Origin of the sequence: Streptomyces sp. 11-1-2 (assembly GCF_003595545.1) — a bacterium.
Taxonomy (GTDB): Bacteria; Actinomycetota; Actinomycetes; order Streptomycetales; family Streptomycetaceae; genus Streptomyces; species Streptomyces hygroscopicus_B.
On the sequence record NZ_CP022545.1, the window covers coordinates 7,242,291 to 7,256,716 of the forward strand.

Annotated in this window: 11 protein-coding genes and 1 riboswitch; of the genes, 4 read left to right on the forward strand and 7 right to left on the reverse strand. The window is 70.9% G+C overall.

The genetic code is table 11. The annotated features are described in order from the left end of the window. Positions 1-469: 469 nt before the first annotated feature. The 3 genes from CGL27_RS31185 to def all read left to right on the forward strand — a co-directional run bounded on the left by CGL27_RS31185 (position 470) and on the right by def (position 3,755). Positions 470-1,705 carry an HD domain-containing protein gene (locus CGL27_RS31185; RefSeq protein WP_162953332.1) on the forward strand — a complete coding sequence of 412 codons (1,236 nt, stop codon included), beginning with the start codon at positions 470-472 and terminating at the stop codon, positions 1,703-1,705. Positions 1,706-1,938: 233 nt separating this feature from the next. Then, on the forward strand, positions 1,939-2,925 hold the full coding sequence (locus CGL27_RS31190) for a hypothetical protein (protein ID WP_119991400.1): 987 nt from the start codon (positions 1,939-1,941) through the stop codon (positions 2,923-2,925). A gap of 200 nt (positions 2,926-3,125) precedes the next feature. After that, a complete protein-coding gene (gene def, locus CGL27_RS31195; RefSeq protein WP_078643489.1) occupies positions 3,126-3,755 on the forward strand; it encodes a peptide deformylase in 630 nt (209 codons plus the stop codon). 59 nt (positions 3,756-3,814) lie between these two features. Here the strand turns inward: def and CGL27_RS31200 are convergent, their stop codons facing one another. The 5 genes from CGL27_RS31200 to CGL27_RS31215 form a co-directional block, all read right to left on the reverse strand. Continuing rightward, on the reverse strand, positions 3,815-4,831 hold the full coding sequence (locus tag CGL27_RS31200; RefSeq protein ID WP_203348521.1) for a ribonucleotide-diphosphate reductase subunit beta: 1,017 nt from the start codon (positions 4,829-4,831) through the stop codon (positions 3,815-3,817). Then, positions 4,831-7,245, reverse strand: coding sequence for a ribonucleoside-diphosphate reductase subunit alpha (locus CGL27_RS31205; protein ID WP_119991401.1), 2,415 nt, complete (start codon positions 7,243-7,245; stop codon positions 4,831-4,833). The genes CGL27_RS31200 and CGL27_RS31205 overlap by 1 nt, the downstream gene beginning before the upstream one ends. 137 nt (positions 7,246-7,382) lie before the next feature. Beyond that, positions 7,383-7,526: riboswitch (cobalamin riboswitch) on the reverse strand. 196 nt (positions 7,527-7,722) lie between these two features. Continuing rightward, a complete protein-coding gene (locus tag CGL27_RS31210) occupies positions 7,723-8,229 on the reverse strand; it encodes a GNAT family N-acetyltransferase (protein WP_119991402.1) in 507 nt (168 codons plus the stop codon). Between the two features lie 84 nt (positions 8,230-8,313). Beyond that, on the reverse strand, positions 8,314-8,481 hold the full coding sequence (locus CGL27_RS50280; protein ID WP_162953104.1) for a hypothetical protein: 168 nt from the start codon (positions 8,479-8,481) through the stop codon (positions 8,314-8,316). 42 nt (positions 8,482-8,523) lie between these two features. Continuing rightward, positions 8,524-8,811 (reverse strand): hypothetical protein, encoded by a 288-nt coding sequence (locus CGL27_RS31215; RefSeq protein ID WP_078643493.1) that lies wholly within the window; start codon positions 8,809-8,811, stop codon positions 8,524-8,526. 469 nt (positions 8,812-9,280) lie between these two features. Here CGL27_RS31215 and CGL27_RS31220 point away from each other — a divergent pair, with 469 nt between their 5' ends. Next, complete coding sequence (locus CGL27_RS31220; RefSeq protein WP_205587776.1) at positions 9,281-10,192, forward strand: IPT/TIG domain-containing protein; 912 nt, start codon at positions 9,281-9,283, stop codon at positions 10,190-10,192. 227 nt (positions 10,193-10,419) lie between these two features. On the opposite strand, the gene CGL27_RS31230 is transcribed toward CGL27_RS31220, so the two are convergent. Continuing rightward, positions 10,420-11,487, reverse strand: a complete 1,068-nt coding sequence (locus tag CGL27_RS31230) for a serine hydrolase domain-containing protein (RefSeq protein ID WP_240450699.1) — start codon at positions 11,485-11,487, stop codon at positions 10,420-10,422. A 434-nt stretch (positions 11,488-11,921) separates the two neighbouring features. Beyond that, positions 11,922-14,294 carry an LPXTG cell wall anchor domain-containing protein gene (locus tag CGL27_RS31235; RefSeq protein ID WP_119991404.1) on the reverse strand — a complete coding sequence of 791 codons (2,373 nt, stop codon included), beginning with the start codon at positions 14,292-14,294 and terminating at the stop codon, positions 11,922-11,924. Between the last annotated feature and the right edge of the window lie 132 nt (positions 14,295-14,426).

Consider the following 14,426-nt stretch of genomic DNA (forward strand, 5'->3'; position numbering starts at 1 on the left):
ACGACACGACCGAGCCCTCCACCGCGCCCGCCGACAGCAAGGCGAGACCGCGCCCGCCCGTGAGGAGACCCGGCCCACGGCCGCCGACAAGGGCGATGGTCCGGCCGCGGACCGTAAGGGGAGCCGTGGCGCGGGCGTCCGTATGGGGAGTCGTGGCGCGGGCGCCCGCCAGGGGGTCCAGGGTGCGGGCGTCCCCGAGGGAGACCAGGGCGCAGGCGTCCGCGGAGAGGGCCGCGGCGCGGGTGTCCGTGGGGGCGGCGTGGGCGTCGTCCGTAGGGGCGGTGCGGGCGTCCGCCGGGCGGGCCGCGGCGTGGGTGTCCGTAAGGGCGGCATGGGCGTCCGTTGGGCGAGTCGGGGTCCGGGCTACCGCGAAAGGGGCGTGAGGGATCGGGAGCGGGAGCGCATATCGGGGCGCCGTTGCGGCGGCCTTACCGTCGTCGCCGTCTACGGCGCGGCCGGGGCGCTTGCCGTGGTCGCGCTTGTGTGGACCGAGTGGCACGGGGTGCGGCAGCCGGAGGCGGCGCTGGCCTTCGGGGCGCTCATCGCCGTAGGGGAGGCGATCCGGTGCGTGGAGGCACCGCCCGCGCTTCCGGGGGGCAGTGGGGTGCCCGATCCGCGTGGTGAGCCCGCGCCCGTCGCCGCCGCGGGCGCCCTCGGCTACGCCCTGCTCGGGCGGCTCGGCGGGGAGCCGACCACACACGGTGTCCTCCAGGTGGTCACCGTCGTCGTGGCCGCCTCCCTGGCCGGGCTGGTGGCGCCGCTGGCGCTGGGCTGCCCGGTCGATCCCGGCCACACCGCCCGCCGGGTGCTGACCGTCGCGTTCGCCGCCATCTGCTTCCAACCGCTGCACCGGACCGGCCTCTTGGCCTCCTGGCTCGGCCACAGCCCGTATCTCGTCGGCTATTTGCTCGCCCTGCTGGCCCTGACCGCTCTGTGCGACGCGGTCCTGGCCGCCGCCCTCGCCCGCGCCCGTACCGGCTGGCCTTACGGACCGCTGCTCCGCGACGAGCTGCGGTCGCTGCCCGGCGTGGCGGCGGCGGTCTGCGCGACCGCGGTGGTGATGCCGCTCACCGTGGCCGTCGCCGGGCTGTGGCCGGTGCCGGTGCTGGCGGTGCCGCTGCTGCTGATCCAGTACTCCTACCGCCGCTACGCGGGGATACGGGCCACCTACCGCCAGACCATCGCCTCCCTGGCCCGGTCGACCGAGATAGCCGGGTACACCCTGACGGGCCACGCCCGTGAGGTGGCCGCGCTGAGCCGGGCGGTCGGGCGTGAGCTGGGGCTCTCCGAGCCGCGGCTGACCGTGCTGGAGTACGCGGCGCTGATGCACGACATCGGCCAGCTCTCGCTGCTGGACCCGGTGCCCGCCGGGGCCACCGAGCCGCTGCCCGCCGCCGAGCAGCGCAAAATCGCGCTGCTCGGCGGCGCTGTGGTCCGCCAGACCGGGGTACCCGCCGAGGTGGCACAGGTCGTGGAGCGCCAGGCGGACCCGTACCGCGAGCAGCCGCTCGCCGCGCGTATCGTGCGCGCGGTGAACGCGTACACCGAGCTGATCAGCGGGCCAGGGGCCGAGGGAACGGCCGGGGCGGCCGCCCTGCGCGCCCTGGAGCGGCTGCGGCTGGCCACGGCGCGCGACTTCGACCCCATCGTGGTCGAGACGCTCGCCACGGTGCTGTCGCGCCAGGTGTACGGCCGGCCCCGGTGAGAACTCGCCGGTAATAAGCGGGGCTCCCGAGGGGCATGGTTGGATGCGAGGAGAGGGGTGCCAGGCCGAATGGCCGGTGGCAAGGAGGTGTGGAGGGCTTCGCATCCCGGCCGGAGGGTGAGGGGCCGGGCTGAGATGTCCGCGAATGTGTGGCAGGTTGTCTTCAAGGGAGGGCGACGCCGTCCGCGAAGGCATCTGGTACGGGACGACTTCGATACCGGCAGGCGGGAATCGTGAAGATCTTCGGCAAGGTACGGCACCGGCCGTCCGCCTCATGGCGGCAGGCCACGGACCGTGCGTTCACGCTCATCGGCGACGGCCGGTACGAGGACGCGGGAGCGCTGCTGACCCGCGCCGCCGACCTGGAGCCGTGGCTGTCGGAGTCCTGGTTCAACCTGGCGCTGCTGCACAAGTTCCGGCACGACTGGGACCAGGCGCGCGCCGCGGGGCTGCGGGCGGTCGCGCTGCTGGACCGCGAGACGGGCGCTCCGGACTGGTGGAACGTGGGAATCGCGGCCACCGCGCTGCAGGACTGGCCGCTGGCCCGCCGCGCCTGGCAGGCGTACGGGCTGAAGGTGCCCGGAGAGGCGTCCGCGTCCGGGGAGCCGCTCGGCATGGAGCTGGGCAGCGCGGCGGTGCGGCTGTCCCCGGAGGGCGAGGCCGAGGTCGTCTGGGGCCGCCGGCTGGACCCGGCCCGGATCGAGGTGCTGTCCATCCCGCTGCCGTCGTCCGGGCGGCGCTGGGGCGAGGTGGTGCTGCACGACGGCGTACCGCACGGTGAGCGCGTGACCTCCGCGGGCCCCTCGTACCCGGTCTTCGACGAGATCGAGCTGTGGGCGCCGTCCCCGGTGCCGACCTGGGTGGTGCTGCTGGAGGCGGCCACCGAGGCCGACCGGGACGCCCTGGAGCGGCTCGCGGCCGACGCGGGGTTCGCGGCCGAGGACTGGTCGTCGTCGGTGCGGCTGCTGTGCCGCTCCTGCTCGGAGAGCCGGATGCCCAGCGACGAGGGCGAGGGCGAGCATCTGGACCCGCACGACCACAGCGAACCGGGCCACCCCGGGCCGCTGGGCCACCGTATGGCGGGCTCGGGCTCGCTGTGGGTCCCCGAGCGCGAATGCGGGATCGCGGCGCCTGGCGGGCTGGTGCGGGGGCTGCTGGACGGCTGGGTCGCCGACAGCCCGGACACCCGTGAGTGGCGGGACCTGGAAGAGGTCTGCTGACCGCCTGGCGGCCGCGCCGGTGGCAGGGCTCCGCCCCGGACCCCGCCCCGTAGGCCCCGGAAGGCCCGTGGAGGCCCGTGGAGGCCCGCGGAGGCCCGTGGAGGCCCGCTCACAGCGCGTGAGCACACCGCGCCCGGGCGCGTCGTGCCCGTACCCTGTAGGGCGACGCATCACGGTTGAGGGAAGGCACACGGCGGACGATGTCGCAGCAAGGGACGAAACAGCAGGTGGTCGACGATTTCATCGTGGACACGGAGGACTGCGAGGAGCGTGAGCGGGCCTTCCGCGAGCGCGGCACCGCCCGCCCGATCACCGTTTACGGCAACCCGGTCCTGCACAAGGAGTGCCGGGACGTGACCGTGTTCGACGAGGAGCTGGCGCGGCTCGTCGACGACATGTTCGCCAGCCAGCGGGCGGCGGAGGGCGTGGGCCTGGCCGCCAACCAGATCGGTGTCGACCTCAAGGTCTTCGTCTACGACTGCATGGACGACGAGGGCGTTCGCCATGTGGGCGCGGTGTGCAACCCGGTGCTGGAGGAGCTGCCCGCCGATCGCCGGGTGCTGGACGACTCCAATGAGGGCTGTCTGTCGGTTCCCACGGCCTACATGGAGCTGGCCCGCCCCGACTACGCGGTGGTGCGCGGCCAGGACCTCGACGGCGAGCCGATCGCGGTGCGTGGCACCGGCTACTTCGCGCGCTGTCTGCAGCACGAGACCGACCACCTGTACGGCTACCTGTACATCGACCGCCTCTCCAAGCGCGACCGTAAGGATGTGCTGAAGCAGATGGCCGAGGGCACCGCCCGCTATGAGACGGTGCCCAACGACTGAGTGTGCCGTACCTCACAGGGCGGGCCGGACCCACGCGGGGTCCGGCCCGCCCTGTGGCATCAGAAGTCGTCGTCGAAGGCGACCGAGCCCTCGACCGCGACCTGGTAGGCCGAGGCGCGGCGCTCGAAGAAGTTGGTCAGCTCCTGGACGTTCTGCAGCTCCATGAAGGAGAACGGGTTCTCCGAGCCGAAGACCGCGGGGAAGCCGAGGCGCATCAGGCGCTGGTCGGCCACGCACTGCAGATACTCCTGCATCGACGCGGTGTTCATGCCCGGCAGCCCCTCCCCGCACAGGTCGCGGGCGAACTGCAGCTCCGCCTCGACGGCCTCCTTGAGCATGTCGGTGACCTGCTGCTGGAGCTCGTCGTCGAAGAGGTCCGGCTCCTCCTCGCGGACGGTGTCCACGACCGAGAAGGCGAACTCCATGTGCATCGACTCATCGCGGAAGACCCAGTTGGTGCCCGTCGCCAGGCCGTGCAGCAGCCCCCGCGAGCGCAGCCAGTACACGTACGCGAAGGCGCCGTAGAAGAACAGCCCCTCGATACAGGCCGCGAAGCAGATCAGGTTGAGCAGGAAGCGGCGGCGGTCCTCTTTGGTCTCCAGCCGGTCGATCTTCTCCACCGAGTCCATCCAGCGGAAGCAGAACTCCGCCTTCTCCCTGATGGAGGGGATGTTCTCGACGGCGGCGAAGGCCGCGGCGCGGTCGTCCGGGTCGGGGAGGTAGGTGTCCAGCAGCGTCAGATAGAACTGGACGTGCACCGCCTCCTCGAAGAGCTGCCGCGACAGATACAGCCGCGCCTCGGGGGAGTTGATGTGCTTGTAGAGCGTCAGCACCAGGTTGTTGGCCACGATCGAGTCGCCGGTCGCGAAGAAGGCGACCAGACGGCCGATCAGATGCTGCTCACCGGGGGAGAGCTTGGCGAGGTCGGTGACGTCGGAGTGGAGGTCGACCTCCTCCACGGTCCAGGTGTTCTTGATCGCGTCGCGGTAGCGGTCGTAGAACTCCGGGTACCGCATCGGCCGCAGGGTGAGTTCGAAGCCCGGGTCGAGCAGGTTCTTCTGGGACGTGGGGGACATTACTGGCAGGCCTCGCAGGACTCGGGGTTTTCCAGGGAGCAGGCGATCGCGTCGGCCTCGGCCGGAGCCTGCTGTACGGGGATGGGGGCAGGGGCGGGCGCGGTGGCCGCGGCGCCGCCGCCACGGGCGCTCTGGGCGATCCGGGTGGCCGGACGCGAGCGCAGGTAGTACGTGGTCTTGATGCCGCGCTTCCAGGCGTACGCGTACATCGAGCTGAGCTTGCCGATGGTCGGCGAGGCCATGAAGAGGTTCAGCGACTGGCTCTGGTCGAGGTACGGGGTGCGGGCCGCCGCCATCTCGATCAGGGCGCGCTGCGGGATCTCCCACGCGGTGCGGTACAGGTCCCGTACCTCCGCGGGCACCCAGGAGAACTCCTGGACCGAGCCGTTGGACTCGCGCAGCGCCTCGCGGGTCTGGGTGTCCCAGACGCCCAGCTTCTTGAGGTCGTCCACCAGATAGGAGTTGACCTGCAGGAACTCCCCGCTGAGCGTTTCGCGCTTGAAGAGGTTGGAGACCTGCGGCTCGATGCACTCGTAGACGCCCGCGATGGAGGCGATGGTCGCGGTCGGCGCGATCGCCAGCAGCAGCGAGTTCCGCATTCCGGACTTCGTCATCCGGGTGCGCAGCGCCTCCCAGCGCTCCGGCCAGGTGGCCACCGCGTCCGTGTAGTGGTCCGGGTGCAGCACACCGCGCGCGGTGCGGGTCTCGGACCAGGCCGGGTGCGGGCCGTGGCGCTCGGCGAGCTCGCAGGACGCCTCGTACGCGGCGAGCATGATGCGCTCGGAGATCCGCGTGGAGAGCGCCTTGGCCTCGGGCGAGTCGAACGGCAGCCGCAGCCGGAAGAAGACGTCCTGCAGCCCCATCAGGCCCAGACCCACCGGGCGCCAGCGGGAGTTGGAGGCCCCGGCCTCGTCCGTGGGGTAGAAGTTGATGTCCACCACGCGGTCGAGGAAGGTCACGGCCGTGTGGACGGTGGCGTCGAGGCGCTCCCAGTCCAGCTGCCCGTCCTCGTCCAGGTGTGCGGCGAGGTTGACCGAGCCGAGGTTGCACACGGCGGTCTCGCCGTCGTTGGTGACCTCCAGGATCTCGGTGCACAGATTCGAGGAGTGGACGACCCTGCCGGGCTCGGCGGTCTGGTTGGCGGTGCGGTTGGCGGCGTCCTTGAACGTCATCCAGCCGTTGCCGGTCTGCGCGAGGGTGCGCATCATCCGGGCGTACAACTGCCGCGCCGGGACCTGCTTGACCGCCCGCCCCTCGGCCTCGGCCTTCCGGTACGCGGCGTCGAACTCATCGCCCCACAGGTCCACCAGCTCGGGCGCGTCGACCGGGGAGAACAGCGACCAGTCGGCGTCCGCCTCGACCCGGCGCATGAACTCGTCCGGGATCCAGTGGGCGATGTTCAGGTTGTGGGTGCGGCGGGCCTCCTCACCCGTGTTGTCTCGCAGCTCCAGGAACTCCTCGAGGTCCGCGTGCCAGGTCTCCAGATAGACGCAGGCCGCGCCCTTGCGCCGGCCGCCCTGGTTGACGGCGGCCACCGAGGCGTCGAGCGTGCGCAGGAACGGCACGATGCCGTTGGAGTGCCCGTTGGTGCCCCGGATCAGCGAACCGCGCGCCCGGATACGGGAGTAGGACAGGCCGATGCCGCCCGCGTGCTTCGACAGCCGCGCCACCTGGTGGTAGCGGTTGTAGATCGAGTCCAGCTCGTCCAGCGGCGAGTCCAGCAGATAGCAGGACGACATCTGCGGATGCCGGGTGCCGGAGTTGAACAGCGTGGGGGAGCTGGGCAGATACGACAGGGTGCTGGTCAGCCGGTACAGCTCGGCCACATCGTCCAGCGCCCGCTCCGAGAGGTCCTCGGCGAGCCCGCAGGCCACCCGCAGCAGGAAGTGCTGGGGGGTCTCGATCACCTGACGGGTGATGGGGTGGCGCAGCAGATAGCGGCTGTAGAGGGTGCGCAGTCCGAAGTAGCCGAAGCGCTTGTCGGCGCCGTCGGCCAGGGCCCGCTCCACCAGCGCGTCCAGCCGTGCGGCGTGGGCGGCGGCGAACTCCGCGGTGGAGTCGGCGAGCAGGCCCTCACGGTGGCCCACCTGGACGGAGGTGGAGAAGGAGACCGCGCCCTGCCCGGCCGCCTCCTCCGTGATGGTGAGCGCCAGCAGCCGCGCGGCCAGCCGCGAGTACTCCGGCTCCTCGGCGATCAGCCCGGCCGCCGCCTCGGTCGCCAGGCCGCGCAACTCCGCCTCGTCCGAGCCGGGATGACGGCCGCGCAGGGCGGCGGCCGCGACCTTACCGGGGTCGGTGGCGGGCAGGTCGGCGGTGAGTCCGGTGAGGATCCGCAGCAGGGCGGTTCCGGGCGCGTCGTGCGCTGCCTGAGAAACCGCCTGCTCTGAAACCGGATCTGCGGGCGCGATGGTCACTGAGGTGCTCTCCCTCGCTCGGCCGGGGCCACGAGGGGAGGCGCGATGGGCGCGTACGGGCATGCCGATGCCGCACTCCTCGTACGCCAGGCACACCACGCAGCGTCCATCGGCCCAACCCTCGAGGCCGGGGGACGTGTTCACACAGGGCCGTCGGCAGGTGCTCGGACTTACGGGTACGCCGCATAAGCGCACACGTACACCGTTGCGGGACAGTTCCGGATTCCCACCGGATTCCCCTGCGGCGACAGCGAGGACGAGCATACATCTTGTGTCGGCCGACGCACGCACCCCCATATCTTGTGTCGCGAGGTGCGGAATTTCGTATGAATGTGCTAGTGCGTTCCGGAGGTGGCCCGTGACCTGGGGCCCGTGGCAGCCCGCAGCCGGGCGCGCACGCGAGCCCGTATCCCGGCGCGCACGCGAGCCCGTGACCCGGCGCGCGCGAGCCCATGGCCAGGACGCGCGCCGCCGGCCTCACAGCTCCACCGTGAACGCCCACAGGGTGAGGTCCAACTCGGCTATCGGCGACCAGTCCCGCTCCGGGGCCCGTACAAACCCCAGCCGCTCGTACAGCCGGTGGGCGGCGGTCATGGACTGCTGGCTGCTGATCACGATCCGCCGCAGCGCCAGCGCGCGCCCCCGGTCCAGGCAGGCGCGCACCAGCGCCTCGGCCGCCCCGCGCCGCCGCGACTCGGGTCGCACGGCCAGCATCCGGAACTCGCCCTCGCCGGGCCGGGCCAGCTCCGCATACGCCCCGCCGTAAACCGCGAACGCCACGGCCCCCAGCACCTCGTCACTCGCCGCGTCCGCCGCGACCAGCAGCTCGGCCTCGGCGGCCCGGCGCCGGGCGTCGCGCAGGGTGGTGAGATATGGATCACTGTCGCCGAAGTCCAGGAGCCCGTCCCCGAGATACACCTGCGCGGTGAGCTCGCCGATCCCGTCCAGCTCCTCGTCCCGCGCGTGCCTGATCGTGATGTCCATGGCCGCAGTCTGCCGCACACCACTGACAGCGAGGCCGCCATGCCGCCGGCGCCGGTCCGCGCCGTCACTCGCAGCTCTTCGCCGTCACTGGACGGCGGTGTTGATCACTCCGGTGGAGCCCGCGCGCTTGTTGGCGGCGTCGGCCTCCTGATAGGTGAAATATCGCCGGACCGTGCCGTCCGGCAGCGTCAACTCGTAGACGACAACGGGTTGTGGGCCCCCACGTGCCCCTCCGCCGCAGTTGCAGGCCATGGCTGCCGTTCCTTTCCCTCGAGTCCAGTACGGGTCGGTGTGTCAGTCCAGCCACCGCGAGGCGACCCCGGCGAGGTAGGAGAGCGTCAGGGCGGTGGCCGGGAGGTGGAACCACGCGGTGGTGTGCAGCAAGGAGGCGTAGCCGGCGATGGCGGCGGCAACCCAGGTGCTGGTGCACCAGCCGCAGTTGACGAGGTAGGAGGGCCGGGAGTCGTCGCCGAAGCGGTCGGCGACCCAGGTTCTGAACCCCGCCGCCAGCGTGTCCTTGGTGATGAAGCGGGTGATACGGCAGGTGGTGCCGAGGGCGAGGAGGAACGCGGCGAGGCTCATCGGATCGCTCCCTCCCCGGGTGGTCCCGCACGGGTTGGCACTGCCGATGTCACTCATTAGAGGCACGGTGGAGGACGGCAGGCCATACTCCGGCCGCGCCTTCCCCCGAATAGCGGAGCGCTTGTCATACAAGCTCGCCGCCAGGCGCGCCCAGATGCGCCAAACGAGTGATGGCAGCCCCGGAACCTTGAGCGACGGGGGTGGGCGTGGATAACTGGAGACGTGCCGCCGAGGGTGCCCCATACCTCGTCGGCCAGACAGGAGCCGGGCGTTCGTCCCGTGGCTCCGCTCTCATCCGGCGCATCGCTTCGCTTCCGCGCCCTGACCGGCCGCCCGGCGGCCTTCCGTTCCTCCGGTGCCGGCCTGCCTCGACCGCGCGGCGACGACGAGGCGTTGACCAGCGGCTTGCCCACGACACCGGCATGCCGTCGGCGCACATCACCCGAACCCTTCCCCGGGAGGACCAACCATGACCTCGACCGCTCCCGCGACCGCCGCCCCCACTGCGGCCAACTGGCCCCCGTCGCAGGCGGGGCCGCCGTTGCTGCTGTCGGTGGTGCCCAACTCGGGCCCCGCCGCCGGTGGGAACCTCGTCCAGCTCAACGGGCAGAACCTGCGCAATGTCATCAGCGTGACCTTCGGCGGCGTGCCCGCCCAGATCGTCAGCCAGAGCAGTTCCGGTGGCGGCGGCTGGGATGGTGACTGGGGCGGCGGCTGGGGTGGCGGTGGCTGGCCGGGGAGTACCACCAACGACATCGTCGTGGTGATAGCCCCGCCGCACGCGCCCGGGTCTGTCCAGGTCCTGGTCACCACCACCGTCGGCACCAGCAACAGCCAGCCGTACACCTACGTGGCGCCGACGCCGCCCACCGCCGTCTCCATCACCCCGACCGTGGGGCCGACCACCGGCGGCACCCTGTACTTGATCACGGGCACCAACCTGACCGGTGTCACCAGTATCACCTTCGGCGCGAACCCCTCGGCGATCCTGACCATCAACCCGGCCGGGACCGTCCTGGTCGGCATCACCCCGGCAGGTCCGCCCGCGGGCGGCAACGTCGCCGTCACGCTGAGCGGCCCCAACGGGACCGCCGCCGTCCCCGGCGGTTTCACCTACCTCGTCGCGCCGCCCGCCCCGGTGCCCGCCACCATCACGCCCACCACCGGACCCATCGCCGGCGGCACCGCGTTCACCATCACCGGCACCAACCTCGGCAGCGTGCTGGGCGTGCTGTTCAACGGCGTTCCCGCCACGGGTGTGACCGCCACCGCCACCACGGTCACCGGCACCACCCCGGCCGGGGTGCCCGGCACCGCGACCGTCACGCTGGTGACGGCCTTCGGGACCGTCACCGTCCCCGGCGGCTTCCTCTACGTCTGACGCGCACATCCGGCCGAACCGCGCCGGTCACCGGGCCCCCTTCCGCCAGGGCCCGGTGACCGGCGACGTCCGTTCGAGCTGCTGAGGATTCACCGTCACCTTGGCCGAGCTGAGCAGCCCGCACCGCGAGCGCCATGCGGAGGCCGCCGAGCGGCGCCACGCCGCGCTCGGCATCCCACGAGAGGATCAACACATGGCGTGGGCGCTCGGCGAGTCCGTTGAGCAGCTCAGCGGCAGAACGCCCGGTCCACGACCGTGTCCACGTGCCGCATGACCGCCGGGTCGCCCGGCTGCGTGGTCACCGCGAGCTCGGCGGCGCGGCCGTCGTCGGTGGCCCCGCCCCGGGTCTCGTAGCCCGTGGTGCTGCCGCCGTGGCCCCAGTAGACGCCGCCGCACGACAGCGGCTTGCTCACCAGGCCCAGCCCGTAGCGGGCACTGGGGCCGAAGTACTCGGCGGGGACGGTCGTGCGCATCTGGGCGAGCTGGGCCTCCGGGAGGAGACGCCCGGACAGCAGCCCGGAGAAGAAGCGGTTGAGGTCGGAGTTGGTGGACACCATCTGCCCGGCCGCCCAGCCCCAGGAGGGGTCGAGCTCCGTGACGTCCTGCCAGGGTGCGTCGGCCGAACTCCGGTCGTAGCCGTGGGGGTGGCGCTGGCGGATGTCCACCTCGCCGGGCTTCGGGAAGTAGGTGTGGCGCAGCGCCAGGCGCTTGATGACGCGCGGGTCGACCTCCTCGGCGTACGAGTGCCCGGTGACCTTCTCGATCAGCATGCCGGCGAGGACGTAGTTGGTGTTGCTGTACCGCCAGCTCGTTCCGGGTTCGAAGTCGGCCTTGTGCCGGAGGGCGGCGGCGAGCAGCTCGGGCGGGGTGTAGGAGCGGGGCTCGTCGTCGAGGTACGGGACGTAGTTGGGCAACCCGCTGGTGTGCTGCAGTAGGTGGCGAACCGTGATGCGACGCCCGTCGATGCCTTCGCCGCGCACCAGGCCGGGCAGGTAGGTCTCGATCGGCGTGTCGAGGCCGACCTTCCCCTCGGCGACCAGCTGCAGCACGACCACTGCGGTGAACGTCTTGGTGTTGCTGCCGATGCGCACCTGTCCGTCCCGGGGCACCTCGGCGCCGGTGGCCAGGTCGCCGATCCCGGCGGTGTAGGTACGGGTGTGACCGTGCCGGTCCCGCACGCTCGCCAGTGCGGCGGGGACTCCATCGGCATGTACCAGCGCGTTCAGTCCCTGCTGTACGCCGCGGTCCGGGCGGGTGCCGGCGAAGGCCGCCTGCGGCGCCAGGGCGACGATCATCACGGCTCCCACGGCGACAGCGGCACCGACCCCGCGCCAACCGTGCCCGCATCGGGCCGAACGAGCCTTTTGACCTGCGTGTTTGCGCACGAGTGAACTCCTGGGAAGTCTCGCGAAACCGGCCTTCAGCTTTTCCGATCACGACCGCTCGGGGCGATCCTGCTGTCCCGCCGGATCAACGTCCGGCTGCCTGTAACGAACGTGGTGGGGACAGCCCCCGGGGCGGTACCGGCTCGACGTCGGAAACGGTCGCCCGGGCCGCCTCCGGCACATGGTCGGTCCGCGCCTCACCTGCGATGCCGGCGGCAGGTCGCGGGTTGTCGGCCGGCTCGCCGGCCGGGTCCCCTTTTCGGGGCCCCGGCCGCGTGCTGATGTGCTCGCCCGATCGAGGAGCCGTCCCCGGATCAACGAGCCACCGATCCCAACGAAACCGACTAGCCGTCCTGGGTGGTCTTGCGGCGCCGCATCCACCACACCAGTGTTCCGCCGACCGCCGCGAGAGCCCCGGCGATGCCCGCGATCAGACCCACAGGGGTGTCGGATCCGGTGTCGGCGAGGTTCCCGTCCGGGTCCTTGGTGGCCGGGGGCTGACTGGCGTCGCCGCCGCCCGGGGTGGACGGGTCGGGCGCCGGAGTGGTCGGCTGGTCGGTCGGTTTGTCCGTGGGCTTGTCCGTGGGCTTGTCAGTCGGCGTCGGAGTGGGTGTCGGGGTGGGGTCGTCGCCGCCGGGGAGCTTGCCGGAGGTGCCTCCGAGGTAGGTGGTCTCGGTGTCCTGGTAGGTCGTCTCGGCGCCGGTGGAGGTCTTCGTGGTCTTGTCCAGGCCGCGGTGCTCGAGGTTGAACTGGGTGCGGCTGATGTTCCGCTTGGGGGCCTTGGAGAAGTCCACGCCGCCGACGGTGATCACCCAGACCTCCTGGCCCTTGGTGAGTTCGTACTTGAACTCGCCCTCGGTGAAGATCTTCCGGTACTTGTCGAAGACCTGCTGCTTGTCCCAGTCCTGGTTGGGGGCGCGCAGCGGCCACCGCTTGACGTCGTTGCTGTTGATGATGGTGTGGAAGTCCGTCGGCGACACCGCGTCCTTACGGCGGATGTACTCGGCCGCGACGCGGGCGTTGTAGACCCGGCGCAGGTCGGCGTACTGCGGCTCGGTGTTGATCCACTTCTCGACGAGCGGGACCACGGTGTTGTGGAGGACGCGTTCGTTCTGCTCGATCTCGGCCTTGGTGAGATCGTCGGCGCAGGAGTTGCCGCCGCCGGGGCCGGGGGTGTTGATGTCCATGTATTCCGACTTGAGCTTCAGCGGGGCGTCGAGGATGTAGACGCCGCCGTCCTGCTCACGGACCTTGGCCGTCTTGGGCTCGATCCAGTTGCGGCCGGAGTTCAGGCAAGGCCAGCCGTTGCGCTTGACCAGGCCGTCCCACGCGGCCTTGCCGGTTTCGGTCTTGGGGTCCATGGCCTTGAAGAAGTCGTGCTTGAGGCGGAGGTCGGCCTCCAGCAGTACGCGGCCGGCGTCGGTGGACGCGAACGTGCTGTCCATGATCGTCTCGGGCTGGTCCGGGTTGAGGTTGACCCAGAACTTGTCCGGCGTCAGCGCGAGCCAGGTGAACATGGCGTCCGAGGACATCGTCAGCTTGGCGTCCCCGCCGTAACCCGGATTGGTGTCGGGGTTCTTGGCGTAGTCGGCCTTCATGGAGTAGTTGAAGCCCTTGCCCTTCACCGGGTCGCCCACGTAGCTGAGTTCGAGGCTGGAGAAGTCGATGCCGCCGGGGCCGCGCATGAAGTAGCCGCGGGAGTTGTTCCCGTTGTAGATCCGCTGGAGCTTCTGGGCCTCTTCCAGGGACTTCCCCGACCGCAGGGCCTGGTCGATGATCGGGCCGCGCATGCCGTTCTTGCGCGGGTCGGGGTTGAACCGCGGGTCGTAGCGCGTGTAGTTGTTCGGGTTCTGGGTGCGCTCGATCGCGTTCGACCGCCGCTCGTTGATCCCGGCCACCGTGCGGGTGGTGTTGCGGTGCTGCTGGATGTCCTTGTTGAGCTGGGCGATCCGGTCCTTGGTGCCCTGGTCGGTGCGCGCACCGGTCAGATACCGGTTGGTGACCTTCTGGTTCTGCTTGGCGATCTGCCGATCGGCGTCGACCTGCTTCTGCTGGACCTCGCCGTTGGACTTGCCCTCGACGTGCACGTCGGTTCGCCGGTTACGGGCGTCGACCCAGCGGCGCTTCTTGTTGCCGTTCTCGTCGGTGTAGTCGACGGGGTCCTCACACCACCAGTCGGGGCCGACCATGTTGTACTTCTTGACCATGCGGCCCATGAAGGCTTCGCCGCGGTAGTTGTTGCCGGGCTTGCCGATGTACTTCACGTCCAGATAGCGCCTGAAGTCCGTGTAACCGCCACGGTCGCGCTGCTCCTGGTAGCGGGCGTAGATCTCCATGACACGGTCGGCCGGCTTGCCGGACTTGTTCGCGATCCGCTGCCACTTGCGGTAGTCCTTGCCCGCCTTCTCGAGCTGCTTCTCCGTGGGCGGGAGGACGCCGTCGTACGCCTTGGCCGGGTTGTCGTAGGTGTAGGTCTCGTCGTTGGGCCAGGCGTCGTACTCCAGGTTGTCCGGGGGTCCGGAGTTCGCCGGAGTGCGGTCGAATTTCTGGCCCAGGTACTTCTCGTCACAGCGCTGCGTGCGGGGCTTGGCCTCGGCCTCGTCGGTGTGGATGCCGGGCAGGCCGGTCAGCGTCACGGCGCTCGCCGCGGTGAACGCGACCACCAGGCGCGCCCAGAGGCGCCGTGGATGCGTGGGTTTGGATATGAGGCTGTTCAACGTGTGCCCTCCCCCGTTAAGAGCCCCCGTTCAAGACGGCGGGGCGCAAGAGGGCTCCGAGACTGCGTCCAGGTGTTGGTTGCGCCGACGACGCCTCACGTTAAGGGGCGGGGCGCGTGGTGTTCCGGGGTT